This is a genomic window from Micromonospora narathiwatensis (assembly GCF_900089605.1).
Taxonomy (GTDB): Bacteria; Actinomycetota; Actinomycetes; order Mycobacteriales; family Micromonosporaceae; genus Micromonospora; species Micromonospora narathiwatensis.
In genome coordinates this window covers 1,829,053-1,848,166 of record NZ_LT594324.1, presented here as the reverse complement: position 1 = coordinate 1,848,166, position 19,114 = coordinate 1,829,053, and the positions used below count along the sequence as shown (strand labels likewise).

Here is a 19,114-nt window from a genome sequence, read left to right as displayed (position 1 = left end):
CCAGCCGTCCCGCTCCCCGTTTCTCCGAAGGGTGTGCGGGCAAATAGGCGTTGACGTGCGGGTATGTCCATCCCAAATGAATCTTGACCACGAGAAAGCCCTGGTCATAGGCTCCGGTCTCACTGCGTCGCAATTCCCAGTGGAAAACAGGTAACGACATGCCCCTGTCGAAGCAACCACCCGGATCAATCCTCACGCGACGGCTGGCCGGCGCCGCCGCGGTCCTCCTGCTGTCCGGCACCGCACCCCTCGCGATCGGCACCCCCGCCGGCGCTACCGCCCCCACCCCGACGTGCAGCAACGACCCCTCCGCCCGACTGTCCACGGTGCCCAGCCCCGAGTCGGTGCTCGGCTTCCCTCTCGGCCTCGGCCAGGAGCGGGTCGTCACCAACGACGAGGTCCGGACCTACCTGAACGCCGTCGACGGCGCCTCCGACCGGGTCATCACCGGCGTCATGTCGACCAGTGTGCTCGGCCAGCCGCTGCCGTACGCCGTCGTCTCCAGCGAGCGGCACGTCCAGCAGGGCACGCTGCGGCGGATCGCCGACGACGTCCGCGACCTCCGGGACCCGCGCCGGACCACCGCGCAGAAGGCCGCCCGGACGGCGGCCGACCAGCCGGCCATCGTCTGGGTGACGGCCAACGTGCACGGTGGCGAGAAGAGCGGCACGGACGCCGCCCTCAAGACCCTGTACGAGCTGGCCGCCGGCCTGTCCTGCGCGGTGCAGCAGCGCAACGACAACCTGGTCACCGTCATCGTGCCGACCCAAAACCCGGACGGCCGCGACGCCAACCGCCGGCAGAACGAGTACGGCTTCGACATGAACCGGGACTGGTTCGCCCGCACCCAGCAGGAGACCGACGGCAAGATCGAACTCATGCGGCAGTACCCGCCGCAGGTCTTCATCGACGCGCACGAGATGGGCGGCCGGCAGTACTTCTTCCCGCCCAACGCCGACCCGATCCACCACGAGATCGCCAGTGAGGCGGTCGACTGGATCAACCGGATCGGCGAGGCCAACAAGGCCGGGTTCGGCTACAACGGCGCGTGCGGCGGAGCCGTCACCACCGAGTGCTACTTCAACTACTCGACGTACGACCTGTTCTTCATGGGTTACGGCGACACCGTGCCGGCCGCCGGCTTCGGCGCCGCCGGCATGACCTTCGAGAAGGGCAGCTCGTCGGCGGTGGCCGACCGGGTGCAGCAGCAGTTCCACACCCAGTGGTCGACCCTCGGCTGGGCCGCCACGCACAAGCACGAAGTGCTGACCGGCTACTACAAGATCTGGACCGACGCGCTCGCCGAGGGCCGGGCCGGGACGCTGGAGCCGAACGAGGTGGTCCAGCCGACCAACACCGTCCAGTTCCCGGTGCCGGACGTCAAGATCCGGTCGTACTTCCTGCTCCCCGACCGTCAGCTCGCCGACGTACGCCAGCTGGTCGAGCGGCTGCGTGGGATGGACGTCGAGGTGTACGAGGTGACCAAGCCGACCCGGGTGCCCACCGCCCGGATCTTCGGCGGTCGTACGGCCACCGACGTCACCGTGCCCCAGGGCGCGTACTGGATCCCCATGGACCAGCCGCAGAAGCACTGGATCCAGGCGATCATGGGCGAGGACCCGTACGTCCCGTTCCCCTACTTCTACGACGTGTCGTCCTGGAGCAACCCGCTGCTGATGGGCGTGAACGCCCTCTACACCGGCGACGACGTCCGGCCGCAGGCCCAGCTGGTCCGGCGCGTCTCCGGCGGGAAGACCTCGGCGGCGGGCGCGAAGGGCTCGTACGCGTACCCGCTGGACTCCGCGGCGGCGGCCGAGCTCACCTTCCGGCTGCTCGGTGAGGGCGTGCCGCTCGTGCGTGACCTCGACACCGGCGTGGTCGGATTCCCCGCGAAGAGCCTGACCCCGGAGATCGACGAGGTCGCCCGCACCCTCGGGGTGACCCTGGCCCCGCGGGCCGCGGCGGCCGACGGAACCCCGGTGGACCTGCCCGACGTCGGGCTGTTCCAGGGCACCGGCATCAGCACCACCTCCGGCTCGCACGGCGAGGCCCGGTACGTGCTCGGCAAGCGGTGGGGGCTGGACCTCACGCCGGTGACCACCGCCGACATCAACAACAACGCCCCCGCGTTCACCGAGCGCACGGTGCTGGTCGTGCCGGACGGCAGCAACTCGACCGGCGGCCTCACCGCCGCCGGGCAGGCCAACCTGCGCAACTGGATCGCCCAGGGCCACACCTACCTCGGCCTGCGCAACGAGGGCACCCGGATGGCCCGGGCCGCCGGACTCACCTCCACCGTCGAGAAGCAGAAGCCGAGCGGCTACCAGGTGATCGGCTCGCACCTGCGGGTCGACGTCAACCAGGACAGCCCGGTCGCGCTGGGCCGCCCGGCGGAGGACTTCGAGTTCAACAACGGCGACCCGATCCTGAGCCCGAGCAGCACCGGCACCAACGTGCTCAGCTACCCGTCCGGCGACACCTTCTGGGCCAACGGCTACACCGTCCGGGGTGACGCGCTCAAGGGCTCGGTGGCGCTGGTGGAGGAGCCGACCGGCACCGGTCGGGCGGTGCTGTTCGCGTTCAACCCGCTGTTCCGGGCGTACAACGAGAACGGTCTGCACCTGGTGGCGAACGCGCTGCTCTACCCGAACGCGGGCGGGCAGTCGGCGCGTACCCTCGCGCCGCAGCGCACGACCGGCGTCGAGCCGGCCCGCGCCGCCGCGGCGGCCGCCCCGGCCCCGGAGAACCTGGGCGGTGAGTGGCGGCCGATCACCATCGAGGTGGCGGCCGGCGACCTGGACCGTACCCGGCAGGTGGTGGCCGGCTTCACCGACACCGCCCGGGTGTCCGAGGCCGACTCCTCCGCCTACCTGGTGATCCCGAACCCGGAGGGTCTCCAGTCCGACGAGCACCCGTTCCTGGGTGACCTGGTGCGCGCCCTGCGGGACGCGCAGATCCCGCTGCGGTCCGTGGTGGCCTGACCGCGCGTCCGGGTCCGGCCGGCCTGGTCCGTGGGCCGGTCGGACCCGGACGGACCGCCTTCTCCGGGCACACCGCCCGGGCGGCGGTCCGCCGGGCGACGTGCGCCTCCGGCAGCCTCAGCGCGTCACCGTTTTTCGGCTCGGCGTCGGGCGCTCACCCGTCGCCAGGGGATCGTCACCAGCAGCACGGCCAGGAGGACGGCGGCGCCGAGGCCGAGAGCGGTCGGCAGCGACCACGACGACCAGTCCACGAGCCCGCCGCGCCGGTCGCCGCGCGCCGGGGCGACCACGTGGTCGCCCCTCTTCTCCTCGGGTGTGACGAGACGGCCGACGGACGCGTCGGGAGCCAGGCCGAAACCCCAGTTGAGCAGGGCCGTCGCCTCCCCGAGGCTGCCCAGCGGCGCGGTCTCCGCGCCGAGCAGGGTCACCGCGAGCCGCCGGCCGTCGCGTTCGGCCACCCCGACGTACGTCTGCCGGGCCAGGTCGGTGAAGCCGGTCTTGCCGCCGAGCGTCCCCGGGTAGTGGTCGAGCAGCGTGAGGTCGTGGGTCAGCGCGAGGTCCGGCGTTCCCGGCTCGCCCGGTATCTGAACCGTCCTGGTGGCGATGTACCGCCGGAAGTCCTCCCGGGCGAACGCCTCCCGGGCGATCAGCGCGAGGTCGTACGCGCTGGTGTACTGACCGGGGCCGTCCAGGCCGGAGGGCGTCGCCGCGTGGGTCTGGTTCGCGCGCAGCCGGTGCGCCTCGTCGTTCATCGCCTGCACGCCGCCCTGCCGGCCGGCGCTGCCGCCGCCGACGCGGGCCAGCACGTTGGCCGCGTCGTTGCCGGACTTGAGCAGGAGCCCCAACCACAGGCTCTCGATCGAGTACCGGCCGCCCTCGACCACCCCCATCAGCGAGCTGGCCGGATCGAGATCGCGCAGATCGTCCCGGTTCACCTCGACCACCTGGGCCGGATCGAGGCGGGGCATCAGCGTCTCGGCCAGCAGCAGCTTCTGCACGCTGGCCGGCGCCCGGAACTCGTGGGGGGCGCACCCGCCCAGGACCACCCCACGGTCGAGGTCCGCCACCAGCCAGGAGGTGGCGGTCACCGCCGGCGCCGCCGGCGCACCCGCCGGAACGGCCAGCCCGGTGGTCGCCAGCGCCTCACCGCCGACCGTTGCCTGGGCGGGGTCGACCGCCGGCGGGGCCGGTGCGGTGGGCGGGGGCATCGGCGGCTTCACGGCCGGGCAGGACACGTACGGCGCGGCTGCTGCCGGCATCGCTGGCACGACCACCGCGGCGGGCACGGCAAGAACCGTACCGAGCGTTACGCGAAATATGGTCACGTTAACGTACGGTAATCGCCGGTGGGGCGAACGCGGTCCGATTGGCCAAAGCGGCCGGCGGCGCCGCCGAGCGCCGTGGCGGTGGCGGCCACGCCCTGGCCCGCCGTCACCCCGGTTCGCGGGGACCGACGGGCCGGGCTGCGGGCCGCCACCGACCTCGTCAGTGATCGGCGCAGCACGGGGTGGGGTCGGGCACCTCGAAGGGGGCCACCCGACCGGGCCCCGCCGGCGTGACGATCAGCGTGAGCGACCCGTCGCGCCACTGCGGCCGGACGAAGTCGCGGGTCAGCACCAGGGCCCCGGCGTCGGCGGGCTCGCCGCCCAGCAGGATGACCTGGTCGATCGCGCTCGCGGCCAACAACTCACCCACCGCGACCGTGCCCGTCAGCCGCTCCACCCCGGGGAAGAGCACCGCCCGGCCCGAACGCAGCGCGTCATGTTCGGTCGCGGCGTACTCGGCCGCCGCGCACAGCTCCGCCGGGGTAGCCGGCAGCCAGGACGGTCGTTCCGCCGGTGACACGCCGCCGCCCGGCCCGGCCCCGCCCGCGTCCAGGTCCGGCCCGCTCAGGCTGATCGCGACGTGCGGCCAGGGCTCGCGTACGAGGTGGGTGCAGGCGACCAGGCCGGGGAGGCCGAGCGGCCGCACGACGTCGCGCAGCCAGTGCTCGGCCTCCTCGTCGGTCCGGTGGCCCAGGCTGATGCCGACCGTTCTCACTGGGGCAACACCCAGATCGGGTTGGCGTAGAACCACAGGTCGGTCCACGGGTCGGCGGCGCCCATCACATCCATCGCCGGCCCGAACGGGTCCACCCCGGCGCCCATCAGGCCGGGGGCGGCGCGGTTGCCGTCGGTGCCCCGCAGCCGCACGTAGAACGGCTCGGCCACCTTGCCGAACGAGTAGGTGAACGACACCCGCCCGCTGCCCTTGTTCACCTCGAACGACTTGACCACCCGAGTGTTCGGGGCGGTGAACGTGTCGCCGTCGGCCACCGGACCGGTGACCGCGCCGGCGATGACATCGACCCGGGCGAGCACCGGCACGAACTGGGACCAGTTCGGGGTGGCCGCCAGGTCGATGTCGATGGTCAGCTCGACGGCGGTGCCCCGACGTACCTGCAGGACGCCGCCGAGCGGCGTACCCGAGTTCGGGCGCCGGTCGCCGGCCACCCGGGCCCGTACGTCGAGCCCGCTGATCAGCCCGCCGTGGTCGACCCAGACCCGGCCGGCCCGCAGCCCGTCCATCACGGCGCGGTAGTCGAACGAGTCCGCCCCGACGTGCGTGCGGCTGTACTGGCCCGGCCAGAAGTCGCCGGCCGTGGTGAGCAGCGGGCCGTGCACCGGGTCGTTGTAGCGGCCGTTCGCGGCGAAGTCGCTGCCCGGCCCACGCATGGCGGTGTCCAGGTAGTTGACGTGCGAGTCGGAGTTGGCGGTGATCCACCAGGCCCTGCCCTCGGCGAGCAGGCTGTCCCACAGCCCGCCGACCGTCGAGGTCATCCAGTCGAAGCCGCCCCAGGTGCGGTAGCTCTCCAGCGGGTACCCGGGGAAGGACGCCGCCGACGGGCTGCCCTCGTAATAGCCACGGCCGCCGCCCGCACCTTCCGGCTTCGGGATGCCGGCGGCCTGGTGGCCGGGGGCGCCCTCCATGCCGATCGCCACGCTGGGGTCGGCGTCGCGCCAGCCACGGATCTCGTGCGGCGAGTCGACGCCGCGCCGGGCCGGGTGGTTGGCCAGGAACAGGGCGCCGTCGACCCGGCGCCGGCGGACCGCCTCACCGAGGAACTTGATCCCGGCGATGGCGAGCGCCTCGTTGGCCGGGGTGGGGTCGCTGGCGTTGCGTACCGCGCCGTCGTACGCGTTCTCGAACTCCTTCAGCACGGCGACCTCGTTGCGGCCGGGGCTGACGAAGACCGTGCCGTGCTCGGCGGCCGGGATGTTCCACTCCAGACCCTGGTAGACGAGTAGGTCCTTGAGCTGCCTGCGGGCGGCCACGATGTCCGGGTTGACCTTCTCCACCCCGATCTTGGCGTGGGTCTCGCTGCCGTGGTCGGTGACGACCATCCAGTCCAGGCCGTTGGCCCGCGCGTGCCGGGCCTGGTCGACGACCCGGTACATGGCGTCCGAGCTGTACTGGGTGTGGATGTGGTGGTCGCCGGCCAGCCACTGGAACCCGCCGGTACGCTGACGGCCCTGATCGTCGTCGTCGTTGGCGTGCGCGAGCCCGGGGGTGGCCAGCACGGTCGCGGCGGCGCCGGCGCCGAGCAGGCCGGCGTTGCGCAGGAAGCCGCGCCGGGACAGGTCCGCGGGCGAGAGCTCGCTGTCGGGTACGGACGTGTCGAGCGCCGTCGGCAGGTCGCCGCCGGCGGCCTGCTCCGGGTGCGCGTGGTGATGATGAGGGTGGCCGTGGCCCATGGTCGTCGCTCCTTCGTCGGGGAGACGTAACGGGGCCAATCTCGTCGACCGAGGGGAACACGAGGTGACCTGGCCACGGCAGGTGTGCGAACGGCAGCTACCGGGGCCTATGCTCGGGCGAATGGGAGATCCGTTCCGGGTGCGCGTCACCGTGCGGGGCTACGAACTCGACACCCAGGGCCACCTGAACCAGGCCGTCTATCTGCAGTACGGCGAGCACGCCCGGTGGGAGTGCCTGCGCGCCGCCGGCATCTCCCAGGACCGGCTCATCGCCAGCGGCGTGGGACCGGTCGCCCTGGAGGTCACCGTCCGATACCTCAGCGAGCTGCGCGGTGGCGACGAGGTGGACGTGTCCTGCGAGTTCCGCTGGGGCGAGCGCAAGACGTTCCACATCGACCAGAACTACGCCCGGCCGGACGGCACCCCGGTCGCCACGCTGACCGGGGTGGCCGGGCTGCTCGACCTGTCCGCCCGGCGGCTGGTGCCGGACCCGCGCAAGCGCTTCCGGGAACTGGCCACCGACCCGGGGCCGCTCAACCTCTGACCGGGTGCCGCGCCGACCACCGTGACGGCGGTGGTGGGCCAACCGGCACGATAGGCCGGTGACTGTCTCTGCTCGTCCGCCGCTGGCGGTGCTGGACGCGGTGTTGGAGCGGCTGACCTACGTCAACGAGGAGACCGGGTACACCGTCGCCCGGGTCGCCACCGAACGCGGCAGCGACCTGTTGACGGTGGTCGGCGCGCTGCTCGGGGCACAACCTGGGGAGAGCCTGCGGCTGCACGGCCGGTGGTCGTCGCATCCGAGGTACGGGCGGCAGTTCGAGGTCGACTCCTACACCACCGTGCTGCCGGCCACGATCCAGGGCATCCAGCGCTACCTCGGCTCCGGCCTGGTCAAGGGCATCGGCCCGGTGTTCGCCGAGCGGATCGTGGCCCACTTCGGCCTGGACACCCTGCGGGTCATCGAGGAGGAGCCGGCCCGCCTGGTCGAGGTGCCCGGCCTGGGACCGAAACGCACCGCGAAGATCACCGCCGCCTGGGAGGAACAGCGGGCCATCAAGGAGGTGATGGTCTTCCTGCAGGGCGTCGGGGTGTCGACGTCGCTGGCGGTACGGATCTACAAGCAGTACGGCGACGCGTCCGTCGACGTCGTGACGAAGGAGCCGTACCGGCTGGCCGCCGACGTGTGGGGCATCGGCTTCAAGACCGCCGACACCATCGCCCAGGCCGTCGGCATCCCGCACGACAGCCCCCAACGGGTCATGGCCGGCCTGCAGTACACCCTCTCCGAGGCCACCGACGACGGCCACTGCTACCTGCCCGCAGCGGAACTGGTCGCCGACGCCACGAAGATCCTCGACGTCCCGGGCGATCTCGTCACCCGCTGCCTCGACGACCTGGTCGCCGACGAGGGTGTCGTCCGGGAGACGCTGCCGGACGGCGCGGGCGAGCCGGTGCCGGCGGTGTACCTGGTGCCGTTCCACCGCGCCGAGCAGTCCCTCGCCTCCGCGCTCCTGCGGCTGCTCAGGGATCGGGCCGACCGGCTGCCCCATTTCGCCGACGTCGACTGGGGCCGGGCCCTCACCTGGCTGAAGGCGCGCACCGGCGCGGACCTGGCCCCGGAGCAGGAACAGGCGGTCCGGCTCGCCCTCACGTCGAAGGTGGCGGTGCTGACCGGCGGGCCGGGCTGCGGCAAGAGCTTCACGGTCCGCTCGATCGTCGAACTGGCCGCCGCGAAGAAGGCCAGGGTCACCCTCGTCGCGCCGACCGGTCGCGCCGCCAAACGGCTGTCCGAGCTGACCGGCCAGCCCGCCGCCACGGTGCACCGGCTGCTCCAGCTACGTCCCGGCGGGGATGCCTCCTACGACCGGGAAAATCCGCTCGACGTCGACCTGCTCGTCGTCGACGAGGCATCCATGCTCGACCTGATCCTGGCCAACAAGCTCGTCAAGGCCGTCCCGCCCGGGGCGCACCTGCTCCTCGTCGGCGACGTCGACCAACTCCCCTCCGTCGGCGCCGGTGAGGTTCTGCGCGACCTGCTCGCCGCCCCGGCCGTCCCCCGGGTGCGGCTGACCCAGATCTTCCGCCAGGCCGCCCAGTCCGGCGTGGTCACCAACGCCCACCGCATCAACGCCGGCCGCCCGCCCATCCTGCACGGCCTGCCGGACTTCTTCCTGTTCGCCTGCGACGACAACGACGCCACCGCCGCCCTGACCGTCGACGTCGCCTGCGCCCGCGTACCGGCGAAGTTCGGGCTCGACGCCCGCCGGGACGTGCAGGTGCTCACCCCGATGCACCGCGGCCCCGCCGGCGCCGCCGCCCTCAACACCCTGTTGCAGCAGCGCCTCACCCCGCACCGCGAGGGGCAACCCGAACGGCGGATGGGCGGGCGGGTTTTCCGCGTCGGCGACAAGGTCACCCAGATCCGCAACAACTACGACAAGGGGCGGGCCGGCGTCTTCAACGGCACGCTCGGCGTCGTCACCGCCCTCTCCCCCGAGGAGCAGACCCTCACCATACGCACCGACGAGGACGAGAGCATCGACTACGACTTCGACGAACTGGACGAACTCGCCCACGCGTACGCCATGACCATCCACCGCTCCCAGGGCTCCGAATATCCGGCGGTGGTCATCCCGCTCACGACCAGCGCGTGGATGATGTTGCAACGCAACCTGCTCTACACCGCGGTCACCCGCGCCCGGCGGCTCGTCGTCCTCGTCGGCTCCCGCCGCGCCCTCGCCGCCGCCGTACGCACGGTCGGCGCCGGACGCCGGCACACCGCCCTCGACCACCGCCTGCGCTGACGACCCTCCCCGGCCGTCCTGACGCGGCGCCCCCGGTCCGGTGAGTGCCGTCGTCGCCTAGGAACGCCGCGCACTTACGGACACCCCCCGCGCCGGGCTAGAACCAGGGCGACGGCTCACACCGAGGGGGGTTGACGGCATGCATCCGCGCTGTTCGAGCGCCGGCTTCGGCAGCGCCGAGGCGGTCGCCGACGCGATCCTGTACGAGGGCTACCTGCTCTACCCCTACCGGCGCTCGTCCGGGAAGAACCGGGTGCGCTGGCAGTTCGGGGTCCTCGTACCGCCCGCCTGGGGGGAGGCGCACGGCCTGGTCGACAGCGGCGTGGCGGGCTCGGCGGAGTCGCCGTGGCAGCAGACCGAGTGTCTGGTGGAGACTCCGGAGAGCGGGGTCGTCCGGATCCGGCTGCGCTTTCTGCACCTGCAACGCAAGGCGGTCGAAAAGCGGACGGCCGGCGGCGGCCACCGGCCGGTCGACCGCGTCGACGTCGACGGCCGTACCGAGTTGAGCTTCGACGAGGCGGTCCCACGGGAGTTCGACGTCGAGGTGCCGGTCACCGAGCTGCGGCGCGGACGCCGGGTCGAGGTGCGGGTGCCCGGTGGCGAGGACGTCGAGGTGCTGGTCGACGGCCGGGGCGAGCCGGTGGGGCGGGTGGTGCGCCGATGTTCGCCGCTGTCCGCGTCGGTCAGCGTCTCCGCCGAGCCGTGCCGGGCACCCTTCCGGTTGCTGCGGCTCACGGTACGCGTCGACAACACCGACCGGACCACCCCGGCCGGCAGCCGGCGGACCGAGGCGCTGCGCTGCTGCCTGCTCGCCACGCACACCCTGATCGCCGTCGACCGGGGTCGGTTCCTGTCGCTGCTCGACCCGCCGGAGTGGGCGGCGGGGGCGGCCCGGGAGTGCCGGAACGTGCACACCTTTCCGGTCCTCGCCGGCGAGCCGGACACCGCCGACACTCTCCTGTCGTCACCGGTCATCCTCTACGACCATCCGCGGATCGCCCCGGAGAGCCCGGGTGACCTGCACGACGCGACCGAGATCGACGAGATCCTGTCGCTGCGTACGCTCACCCTCTCCGACGCCGAGAAGCGCGAGGTCCGGGCCACCGATCCCCGAGCCGCGGCCATCCTCGACCGCGTCGAGACGATGCCGCCGGAGGTCCTCGAACGGCTGCACGGCGCCATCCGTTCCCTGACGCCCGCCCGCCCGCCCGCCGAGCCCGCCGAACAGGCGCCCTGGTGGGAGCCCGGGGCCGAACCGGCGGTCTCACCGGAGGCCGAGGCCGTCCTCGTCGCGGGCAGCCTGCTGGCGCGCGGTAGCCGGGTCCGGCTACGACCACGCCGGCGGGGCACCGACGCGCACGACATGTTCCTGGCCGGCCGTACCGCCCGGGTGGAGCAGGTGCTGCTGGACGTGGACGGGACGCGGTTCCTGGCCGTGACGGTCGACGACGACCCGGGCGCGGACCTGCACCAGTGGTACGGCCGCCTGCGCCACTTCCGCCCCGAGGAGGTCGAACCGCTGCCCGAGGCGGTCGAGGCCCGTACCGGCGAGGTCCAGGCGCTGCCCGGAGAGGTCGAGGCGCGATGAGCGGCGACGGCCGGGTCCTGGTGGCCGGCATCGGCAACATCTTCCTCGGCGACGACGCGTTCGGCGTGGAGGTCGTCGGACGCCTGCGGGAGGCCGTCCTCCCACCGGGGGTGGATGTGTCCGATTACGGCATCCGGGGCATGCATCTGGCCTACGATCTGCTGGACGGCCGCCACGACGTGCTGGTCCTGGTGGACGCGTTGCCGCTGGACGAGCCACCCGGAACGCTGGCCGTCCTACAGGTGGATCTCGACGATCCCGGCTGGACCCTGCGGCCGGCGGACGCGCTGGAGGCACCGGCCGCCGACGGGCACGGCATGGATCCCGAGTCGGTGCTGCGCCTGCTGCGCAGCCTCGGGGGCAGCGTCGGCCGCGTCCTCGTGGTGGGCTGCCAACCCGCCGTCCTCGACGAGCGGATGGGGCTGTCGACACCGGTCGCCGCCGCGGTCGACGAGGCGGTCCGAACGGTGATCGGGATCGTACGGGAGCAGGCCGCGCGGCTCGCCGACGCGGGCGGCCCGCGGGAGGGTTCGGAACGGACGGCAGCCGAGAAGGGGGTGACCGCCGATGCATGAGACAGGTCTGTCGGAGGCGATCGTGGCGGCGGCGGTACGCCGAGCCGCCGGGCGCCGGGTCACCGGCCTACGGGTACGGATCGGCGGCCACCCGGTCGACGCCGCCGTCGTCACGCAGGGCATCCGGGTGGCCGCGGTCGGCACGGTCGCCGCGGACACCGCCGTCGATCTCGTGCTGGAACCGATGACGGTCCGGTGCCACGAATGCGGCCGGGACGGGCCGATCACCGACCACCTCGCGATGGTCGCCTGCCCGCAGTGCGGAGGCGTCGACGTCGACGTCGCCGGCGACGACGACGTCGTGCTGGAGTCCATCACGGTGGACACCGCCGAACTGGGAGCGGTCTGATGAGCGCGCGCGACACCACGGTGATGCCGCAGGTGAACGGGTTCGACGAGGTCACCGTTCTGTGGATCTCCGAGGGCATGAGTTGTGACGGGGATTCCGTGTCGATGACGGCCTCCGCCCAGCCGGCGATCGAGGACATCGTGCTCGGGCTCATCCCTGGGCTGCCGAAGGTCAATCTGCACAACAAGGTGCTGTCTCCGGCCGCCGGCGGCGAGGAGTTCCTCGCGCCGTACCGGAAGGCGGCCCGTGGCGAGATGCGCGAGCCGTTCATCCTGGTCATCGAGGGCTCGATCCCGAACGAGAACATCAATGGTGACGGGTACTGGACGTCGTTCGGCAACGACGAGCACACCGGCGAGCCGCTGACCCTGAACTGGTGGATCGACCAGCTCGCGCCGAAGGCGTGGGCGGTCGTCGCGGCCGGCACGTGCGCGACGTACGGCGGCATCCACGCCATGGCCGGCAACCCGACGGGGTGCATGGGCCTGGCCGACTATCTCGGCTGGGACTTCCGGTCGCAGGGCGGCCTGCCGATCGTCAACGTGCCCGGCTGCCCGATCCAGCCGGAGAACTTCATGGAGACCCTGACCTGGGTGCTCTATCACGCCGCCGGCTCGGCGCCGCCCCCGCCGCTGGACCACATGCTGCGACCGCAGTGGCTGTTCGGCAAGACCGTGCACGAGGGTTGCGACCGGGCCGCCTACTACGAGCAGGCCGACTTCGCCAAGGACTACAACTCGCCCAAGTGCCAGGTCAAGATCGGCTGCTGGGGGCCGGTCATCAACTGCAACGTCCCCAAGCGCGGCTGGATGGGCGGCGTGGGCGGCTGCCCCAATGTCGGCGGCATCTGCATCGGCTGCACCATGCCGGGCTTCCCCGACAAGTTCATGCCGTTCATGGACATACCGCCCGGCGGCAGCCTGTCCACACTGCTCATCAAGCCGTACGGCGCCCTGGTCCGCCGGCTGCGCGGCATCACCAACGCCACCGCGAACCGCGAACCGAGGTGGCACCACAACGGTCCGGAGCTGACCAGCGGCTACAACCCCCGGTGGCGTCCGTACGGCCCGGCGGATCCCCGTCGACAGGCGGCGATGGAGAGGAACAAACCTTGACCGCGACGAAACCGAAGCCGGCCGCCGGCAAGAAACCCGGCGAACTGGTCGAGATGGCGTGGGACCCGATCACCCGGATCATCGGAAACCTCGGCGTCTACACGAAGATCGACTTCGCGAACCGCGTGGTGGCCGAGTGTCACACCACGTCGTCGCTGTTCCGCGGCTACTCGGTGTTCATGAAGGGCAAGGACCCGCGCGACGCGGGCTTCATCACCAGCCGGATCTGCGGCATCTGCGGCGACAACCACACGACCTGCTCCGTCTACGCGCAGAACATGGCCTACGGCATCAAGACGCCGCCACTGGCCGAGTGGATCATCAACCTCGGCGAGGCCGCCGAGTACATGTTCGACCACACCCTCTTCCAGGACAATCTCGTCTTCGTCGACTTCTGCGAGGCGATGGTCAAGCAGACCAACCCCAGCGTCCTCGCCCGCGCGGAGGCCACCGCGGCACCGGGCCGCGACATCCACGGCTATCGCACGATCGCCGACATCATGCGGGCGTACAACCCGTTCGAGGGCGAGGTCTACAAGGAGGCGTTGAAGGTCAGCCGGACCACCCGGGAGATGTTCTGCCTCATGGAGGGCCGGCACGTCCACCCGTCGACGGTCTACCCCGGCGGCGTCGGCACCATGCCGCAGCCGACGCTGTTCACCGACTACCTGAGCCGGCTGATCAGCATCCTGGACTTCGTGAAGAAGGCCGTCGCCATGAACGACGACATCTTCGACTTCTGGTACGAGGCGCTGCCCGGCTACGAGGAGGTCGGCCGCCGCCGGGTCCTGCTCGGCTGCTGGGGCGCCTTCCAGGACCCCGACGTCGTCGACTACCGGTACGAGACCATGACGAACTGGGGGCGGGCGATGCACGTCACCCCCGGCATCGTCGTCGACGGCAAGCTGCTCACCACCGACCTGGTCGACATCAACCTCGGCATGCGGATCCTGCTCGGCAGCTCCTACTACAAGGACTGGGTCGGCCAGGAGGAGCCGTTCGTCAAGTACGACCCGCTCGGCAACCCGGTCGACATCCGCCACCCCTGGAACCAGACCACGCTCCCGGATCCCGGCAAGCGCGACTTCAACGACAGGTACAGCTGGGTGATGAGCCCCCGCTGGTTCGACAAGAACAGCGGGCAGCACCTCGCGCTGGACACCGGCGGCGGCTGCTTCGCCCGGCTCTACACCACGGCGCTGGCGAAGCTGGTCGACACCCCGTACGTCAAGTCGACCGGGCAGAGCGTGCTGATCACGCTGCCGAAGAGCCGGACCCTGCCCGAGACGACGTTGGAGTGGAAGATCCCGCGCTGGTCGAACGCGCTGGAGCGGGACCGCTCGCGGGCCTACTTCATCGCGTACGCGGCGGCGATGGCGCTGCACTTCCTGGAGCAGGCGATGGCGCGGATGCGCGGCGGCGACATGCGGGTCTTCGCCGAGTTCGACGTGCCGGACGAGGCCATCGGCTGCGGCTTCCACGAGGCCGTCCGGGGCATCCTGTCGCACCACATCGTGATCCGGGACCGCAAGATCGCCAACTACCACCCGTACCCGCCGACGCCGTGGAACGGCAGTCCCCGCGACAGCTTCGGCACGCCCGGGCCCTACGAGGACGCGATCCAGAACACCCCCATCTTCGAGGAGAACGGCCCGGACAACTTCAAGGGCGTGGACATCATGCGGGCGGTACGCAGCTTCGACCCCTGCCTGCCGTGCGGGGTGCACATGTACGTCGGCGGCGGTCGTACCCTCAAGAAGATCCACTCGCCGATGTTCGGCGCGTCGCATGGGTGAGCAGCCGGACGTCCAGCGGCTCGACGACGCGGCCGTCGAGCCGCGGCTGGCCCGCCTCGACGCGGTGCTCGGTCAACTCGAACAGACCCCCGGCCGCACCGCCGAGCTGGCGCTGGAGGCCGTCGAACTCCTGACCGGGGTGTACGGCGAGGCGCTGGCCCGGATCACCGACCTCGCCGCCGACAGCCCCCGCGTGCTCGACCGGCTCACCGGCGACGAGTTGCTGCGGCACCTGCTGCTGCTACACCGCGTCCATCCCGATCCGGTGGAGCGACGGGTGGCCCGCGCGGTGGACGATCTCCGGCCGCAGCTACGCGCGCAGGGCGCCGAGATCGCGTTGCTCGGTGTCCAGGACGCGGTGGCGCGGATCAGCCTGTCGACGAGTTCGTGCGGCGCCGCGGCCCTGCGCGACCTCGTACGGGAGCAGGTGTTGACGTTCGCCCCGGAGCTGTCCGCGGTCGACGTGGGGGCGCCCGCGGCGGCTGCGGCGCTGATCCCGGTCGCCACCCTGTGGCGACGGCCCGACGGGGCCCCGGCCGGTCGGCCGGCGGCGGACGACCGGCTGCCGCAGGTTGCCGGGCCACCGGCGTCGGGGGGTACGGCGTGACGGCCGGCGCGCTGCAACGGGTGATCCGCCGCGCGGGGCAGCGTGCGGCCTCGGTCGAGCGGTGCGGAATGTGCGCCGCGCCGGTCGACGCGGAGCACCGGCACGTGTGGGACGAGCAGGACCGGGAACTGGTCTGCGCCTGCCCGCCGTGCTCCCTGCTGTTCGACCGGGAGGCGGCCGGCGGCGACCGGTACCAACTCGTGCCCACCCGCGGGACCCGGTTGGCAGGCCCCGCCGCCGACGAACTCGGCGTGCCGGTCGGCCTGGCGTTCTTCGTCAAGCGGCGGGACGGCCAGGTGTTCGGGCACTACCCGAGCCCGCTCGGCACGACCGAGTCGGAGATCGACGCCGAGTCCTGGCGGGCCGTCGAGGCGCGGTCACCCGCGCTGGCCGAGCTGCGGCCCCGGGTCGAGGCGCTGCTGGTGTGGGCGGGCACCCGGCACGGCGGCGGCCAACAGTGGCTGGTGCCGGTCGACGACTGCTTCCGGCTGGTGGCGCTCATCCGCCGGCACTGGACGGGCATGTCGGGGGGCAGCGCGGTGTGGCGGGAGGTCCCCCGGTTCTTCGACGATCTCGGCCGGCGGCACGGTCCGCCGTCCGGCGACCACTGATGAAGGGGGCGGGGATGGGCGAGATCCGGGTCGGCGATCCCGATGTCGAACTCGACGCGCCGGCGCACACCAAGGGCATTGAGGAAGGCAACTCGCGGAGAAGGAGGCAGACCGGTCACCACGACGACGGGACGGTGGACGCACGCCGCTCGACCGGCATCCGGCCCAAGGAACACGGCCCGATCCTGCCGAGCATGCCGAACCTGCCGCCCGGCTGACCGGAGCCGGGACGCGACCAAGGGAGGTGAGCTGTGCGGAAGCTGTTTGCGCTGCTGGCCGGCGTGGCCGTCGTCGGGTTGTTCTGGAAGGAACTGCCCGCGCTACGGCGCTACATCAAGATCGAAAAAATGTGACCGGAAAGGGCGAACCAGCCGATGTGTCTAGGGATCCCGGGCGAGATCGTCGAGATCAAAGCCGGTCGCGACGACCTCGCCGTCGTGGACGTCGTCGGCGTCCGGCGGGCGGTCAACATCGGCCTGCTCGGTCAGGACCAGGTCGGCGTCGGCGACTGGGTGCTCGTGCACGTCGGATTCGCCATGTCGAAGATCGACGAGGCCGAGGCCGCCGCCACCCTGACACTGCTGAACGGTCTCGGGCAGGCGTACACCGACGAACTCCAGGCGCTCGCCGAATCCGACATCACCTAGGGAAACGACCACATGCGTTTCGTTGACGAGTACCGCGACGCGGACCGGGCCCAGGCGCTGGCCGCCCAGATCGCCGCGATGTGCGAGCCGGGCCGGCAGTACAAGTTCATGGAGGTCTGCGGCGGCCACACGCACACCATCTACAAGCACGGGATCGAGGACTACCTGCCGGAAAACGTCTCGCTGGTGCACGGGCCGGGCTGCCCGGTGTGCGTGATCCCGATGGGCCGGGTGGACGACGCCATCGCGATCGCCCACGAGCCCGGGGTCATCCTGACCGCGTTCGGCGACATGATGCGGGTTCCCGGCGGGAGCGGCTCGTTCTTCGACGCCAAGGCCGCCGGCGCCGACATCCGGATGGTGTACTCGCCGTTGGACGCCCTGAAGATCGCCCGGACCAACCCGGACCGCCGGGTCGTGTTCATGGCGATCGGGTTCGAGACCACCTCGCCGTCGACGGCGATGACCGTGCTGCGGGCCGCCGCCGAGGGGATCGACAACTTCTCGGTCTTCTGCAACCACGTCACGATCCTGCCGGCGATCAAGGCGATCCTCGACTCGCCGGACCTGCGCCTCGACGGCTTCCTCGGGCCGGGACACGTCTCCACGGTCATCGGGTGCCGGCCGTACGAGTTCATCGCCCGCGACTACGGCAAGCCGCTCGTGTGCGCCGGGTTCGAACCGCTGGATCTGCTGCAGTCGGTCCTCATGCTGCTCAGGCAACTCGCCGAGGGCCGCTGCGAGGTGGAGAACCAGTACACCCGGGTGGTCCCCTGGGACGGCAACCCGCGGGCGATCGAGGCCATCGGCCGGGTCATGCGGCTGCGGCCGTACTTCGAGTGGCGCGGCCTCGGCTTCATCTCCCACTCCGCCCTGCGGATGCGCGACGAGTACGCGGCCTTCGACGCCGAGCGGCTCTTCGACGTACCCGGGGTACGGGTGGCGGATCCGAAGGCCTGCCAGTGCGGCGAGGTCCTCAAGGGAGTGCTCAAGCCCTGGGAGTGCAAGGTGTTCGGCACCGCGTGCACGCCGGAGACGCCCATCGGGACGTGCATGGTCTCCTCGGAGGGCGCCTGCGCGGCCTACTACAACTTCGGCCGGTTCACCCGGCAGCGGCTCACGGAGGCGGTGCGGGTATGACGACCGAACGCACCGCCGACTGGGCCGAACGCGCCGTGGCCGAGGCCGAGGCCCTGGCCGGACGGGAATCCGGCCGGCTGTCGCCGGAGCAGCAGGTGTTGGAGCGGATCGAACGGGCCCGCCGCCGCCGGCCGAGGATCAGGGAGTCCCGGGTCACGCTCGCGCACGGCGCGGGCGGGAAGGCGACCCGCACGCTGGTCGAGGGGATCTTCGTCGAGGCGTTCCGGAACCCGACACTGGAGGCGCTCGACGACGCGGCGGTGCTCCGCCCGAACGTCGACCGGCTGGCCTTCACCACCGACTCGTACGTGGTGTCGCCGCTGTTCTTCCCGGGCGGAGACATCGGCGACCTCGCCGTCAACGGCACCGTCAACGACCTCGCGGTCAGCGGCGCACGTCCGTTGTACCTGGCGGCCGGGTTCATCCTCGAGGAGGGCTTTCCCGTCGCCGACCTGCAACGGATCACCGCGTCCATGGCGGCGGCGGCGCGGCGCGCCGGCGTCCAGATCGTCACCGGCGACACGAAGGTGGTGCAGCGCGGCAAGGCGGACGGCTGCTACGTCAACACCGCCGGGGTCGGCCTGCTGGAGCGGCCGGTGGCACTGGGCACCGGGCACGTCCGGCCCGGTGACGCGATCATCGTCTCCGGGCCGATCGGCGACCACGGCGTCACCGTCATGCTCGCCCGCGGCGAGCTGGACATCGAGGCCGATCTCGTCTCGGACACCGCGCCCCTGCACGGTCTCGTGGCGGCCCTGCTGGACGCGGCGCCCGGCGTACGGCTGCTGCGCGACGCCACCCGGGGCGGCGTCGCGACCGTCCTCAACGAGGTCGCGCAGGCCGCGGAGGTGGCCGTCGTCCTCGACGAGGCGGCGGTGCCGGTGCGTCCCGCCGTCACCGGAGCCTGCGAGCTGCTCGGCATCGACCCGCTCTACGTCGCCTGCGAGGGACGCTTCGTCGCGGTGGTCGACGGCACGCAGACGGAGGCGGCCGTGGCGGCGCTGCGCCGCCACCCCCTGGGCGGGGACGCGAGCGTCATCGGCCACGTCGCCGCCGATCCACCCGGCATCGTGCTGCTCAGGACCGCGTTCGGCGGCACCCGGGTCGTCGACCTGCTGGTCGGCGACCCACTCCCCCGCATCTGCTGACTCCGCCCCCGGACGG

General features: G+C 71.9%; 18 protein-coding genes. 15 read left to right on the top strand and 3 right to left on the bottom strand.

All coding sequences use genetic code 11. The features are described from left to right. Positions 1 to 158 precede the first annotated feature (158 nt). Complete coding sequence (locus tag GA0070621_RS08315; protein ID WP_091192828.1) at positions 159 to 2,981, top strand: M14 family zinc carboxypeptidase; 2,823 nt, start codon at positions 159 to 161, stop codon at positions 2,979 to 2,981. A 125-nt stretch (positions 2,982 to 3,106) separates the two neighbouring features. On the opposite strand, the gene GA0070621_RS08310 is transcribed toward GA0070621_RS08315, so the two are convergent. The 3 genes from GA0070621_RS08310 to GA0070621_RS08300 all read right to left on the bottom strand — a co-directional run bounded on the left by GA0070621_RS08310 (position 3,107) and on the right by GA0070621_RS08300 (position 6,715). Beyond that, the gene (locus GA0070621_RS08310) at positions 3,107 to 4,306 is read right to left on the bottom strand and encodes a D-alanyl-D-alanine carboxypeptidase family protein (RefSeq protein WP_407940333.1); all 1,200 of its coding nucleotides are present in this window, start codon (positions 4,304 to 4,306) and stop codon (positions 3,107 to 3,109) included. Positions 4,307 to 4,466: 160 nt separating this feature from the next. Then, on the bottom strand, positions 4,467 to 5,021 hold the full coding sequence (locus GA0070621_RS08305; RefSeq protein ID WP_167666709.1) for a hypothetical protein: 555 nt from the start codon (positions 5,019 to 5,021) through the stop codon (positions 4,467 to 4,469). Next, on the bottom strand, positions 5,018 to 6,715 hold the full coding sequence (locus GA0070621_RS08300; protein ID WP_091192824.1) for a PHP domain-containing protein: 1,698 nt from the start codon (positions 6,713 to 6,715) through the stop codon (positions 5,018 to 5,020). The genes GA0070621_RS08305 and GA0070621_RS08300 overlap by 4 nt, the downstream gene beginning before the upstream one ends. A 121-nt stretch (positions 6,716 to 6,836) precedes the next feature. Here GA0070621_RS08300 and GA0070621_RS08295 point away from each other — a divergent pair, with 121 nt between their 5' ends. The 14 genes from GA0070621_RS08295 to hypE all read left to right on the top strand — a co-directional run bounded on the left by GA0070621_RS08295 (position 6,837) and on the right by hypE (position 19,098). Next, positions 6,837 to 7,259 (top strand): acyl-CoA thioesterase, encoded by a 423-nt coding sequence (locus GA0070621_RS08295; RefSeq protein WP_091192821.1) that lies wholly within the window; start codon positions 6,837 to 6,839, stop codon positions 7,257 to 7,259. A gap of 58 nt (positions 7,260 to 7,317) precedes the next feature. After that, positions 7,318 to 9,522 (top strand): SF1B family DNA helicase RecD2, encoded by a 2,205-nt coding sequence (recD2, locus tag GA0070621_RS08290; protein ID WP_091192819.1) that lies wholly within the window; start codon positions 7,318 to 7,320, stop codon positions 9,520 to 9,522. 139 nt (positions 9,523 to 9,661) lie between these two features. Then, positions 9,662 to 11,110, top strand: a complete 1,449-nt coding sequence (locus tag GA0070621_RS08285) for a hypothetical protein (RefSeq protein ID WP_091192817.1) — start codon at positions 9,662 to 9,664, stop codon at positions 11,108 to 11,110. Beyond that, entirely contained in the window at positions 11,107 to 11,685 is a 579-nt protein-coding gene (locus tag GA0070621_RS08280; RefSeq protein WP_091192814.1) for a hydrogenase maturation protease, read from the top strand. The genes GA0070621_RS08285 and GA0070621_RS08280 overlap by 4 nt, the downstream gene beginning before the upstream one ends. Then, complete coding sequence (locus GA0070621_RS08275) at positions 11,678 to 12,034, top strand: hydrogenase/urease maturation nickel metallochaperone HypA (RefSeq protein ID WP_091192812.1); 357 nt, start codon at positions 11,678 to 11,680, stop codon at positions 12,032 to 12,034. The genes GA0070621_RS08280 and GA0070621_RS08275 overlap by 8 nt, the downstream gene beginning before the upstream one ends. After that, positions 12,034 to 13,149, top strand: coding sequence for an NADH-quinone oxidoreductase subunit B family protein (locus GA0070621_RS08270; protein ID WP_091192808.1), 1,116 nt, complete (start codon positions 12,034 to 12,036; stop codon positions 13,147 to 13,149). The genes GA0070621_RS08275 and GA0070621_RS08270 overlap by 1 nt, the downstream gene beginning before the upstream one ends. Continuing rightward, the gene (locus tag GA0070621_RS08265) at positions 13,146 to 14,945 is read left to right on the top strand and encodes a nickel-dependent hydrogenase large subunit (protein ID WP_091192805.1); all 1,800 of its coding nucleotides are present in this window, start codon (positions 13,146 to 13,148) and stop codon (positions 14,943 to 14,945) included. The genes GA0070621_RS08270 and GA0070621_RS08265 overlap by 4 nt, the downstream gene beginning before the upstream one ends. After that, positions 14,938 to 15,552 carry a NifU family protein gene (locus tag GA0070621_RS08260; RefSeq protein ID WP_167666708.1) on the top strand — a complete coding sequence of 205 codons (615 nt, stop codon included), beginning with the start codon at positions 14,938 to 14,940 and terminating at the stop codon, positions 15,550 to 15,552. The genes GA0070621_RS08265 and GA0070621_RS08260 overlap by 8 nt, the downstream gene beginning before the upstream one ends. Next, a complete protein-coding gene (locus tag GA0070621_RS08255; RefSeq protein ID WP_091192804.1) occupies positions 15,549 to 16,163 on the top strand; it encodes a DUF5947 family protein in 615 nt (204 codons plus the stop codon). Before GA0070621_RS08260 ends, GA0070621_RS08255 begins: the two co-directional genes overlap by 4 nt. 14 nt (positions 16,164 to 16,177) lie before the next feature. Further along, on the top strand, positions 16,178 to 16,381 hold the full coding sequence (locus tag GA0070621_RS08250) for a hypothetical protein (protein WP_091192802.1): 204 nt from the start codon (positions 16,178 to 16,180) through the stop codon (positions 16,379 to 16,381). A gap of 33 nt (positions 16,382 to 16,414) precedes the next feature. After that, a complete protein-coding gene (locus tag GA0070621_RS31245; RefSeq protein ID WP_377592864.1) occupies positions 16,415 to 16,516 on the top strand; it encodes a DUF6893 family small protein in 102 nt (33 codons plus the stop codon). A 21-nt stretch (positions 16,517 to 16,537) separates the two neighbouring features. Continuing rightward, positions 16,538 to 16,810 carry a HypC/HybG/HupF family hydrogenase formation chaperone gene (locus tag GA0070621_RS08245; protein ID WP_091192800.1) on the top strand — a complete coding sequence of 91 codons (273 nt, stop codon included), beginning with the start codon at positions 16,538 to 16,540 and terminating at the stop codon, positions 16,808 to 16,810. A gap of 12 nt (positions 16,811 to 16,822) precedes the next feature. Continuing rightward, entirely contained in the window at positions 16,823 to 17,950 is a 1,128-nt protein-coding gene (gene hypD / locus GA0070621_RS08240) for a hydrogenase formation protein HypD (RefSeq protein WP_091192799.1), read from the top strand. Beyond that, a complete protein-coding gene (hypE, locus tag GA0070621_RS08235) occupies positions 17,947 to 19,098 on the top strand; it encodes a hydrogenase expression/formation protein HypE (RefSeq protein ID WP_091192797.1) in 1,152 nt (383 codons plus the stop codon). Before hypD ends, hypE begins: the two co-directional genes overlap by 4 nt. Positions 19,099 to 19,114 lie beyond the last annotated feature (16 nt).

Excerpts from the sequence above, each read along its gene's own strand:
- GA0070621_RS08315 (WP_091192828.1), top strand. The coding sequence starts at position 159 with ATGCCCCTGTCGAAGCAACCACCCGGATCAATCCTCACGCGACGGCTG.
- GA0070621_RS08300 (WP_091192824.1), bottom strand. The coding sequence starts at position 6,715 with ATGGGCCACGGCCACCCTCATCATCACCACGCGCACCCGGAGCAGGCC.
- GA0070621_RS08295 (WP_091192821.1), top strand. The coding sequence starts at position 6,837 with ATGGGAGATCCGTTCCGGGTGCGCGTCACCGTGCGGGGCTACGAACTC.
- GA0070621_RS08285 (WP_091192817.1), top strand. The coding sequence starts at position 9,662 with ATGCATCCGCGCTGTTCGAGCGCCGGCTTCGGCAGCGCCGAGGCGGTC.
- GA0070621_RS08280 (WP_091192814.1), top strand. The coding sequence starts at position 11,107 with ATGAGCGGCGACGGCCGGGTCCTGGTGGCCGGCATCGGCAACATCTTC.
- GA0070621_RS08275 (WP_091192812.1), top strand. The coding sequence starts at position 11,678 with ATGCATGAGACAGGTCTGTCGGAGGCGATCGTGGCGGCGGCGGTACGC.
- GA0070621_RS08270 (WP_091192808.1), top strand. The coding sequence starts at position 12,034 with ATGAGCGCGCGCGACACCACGGTGATGCCGCAGGTGAACGGGTTCGAC.
- GA0070621_RS08260 (WP_167666708.1), top strand. The coding sequence starts at position 14,938 with ATGGGTGAGCAGCCGGACGTCCAGCGGCTCGACGACGCGGCCGTCGAG.
- GA0070621_RS08250 (WP_091192802.1), top strand. The coding sequence starts at position 16,178 with ATGGGCGAGATCCGGGTCGGCGATCCCGATGTCGAACTCGACGCGCCG.
- GA0070621_RS08245 (WP_091192800.1), top strand. The coding sequence starts at position 16,538 with ATGTGTCTAGGGATCCCGGGCGAGATCGTCGAGATCAAAGCCGGTCGC.
- hypD (WP_091192799.1), top strand. The coding sequence starts at position 16,823 with ATGCGTTTCGTTGACGAGTACCGCGACGCGGACCGGGCCCAGGCGCTG.
- hypE (WP_091192797.1), top strand. The coding sequence starts at position 17,947 with ATGACGACCGAACGCACCGCCGACTGGGCCGAACGCGCCGTGGCCGAG.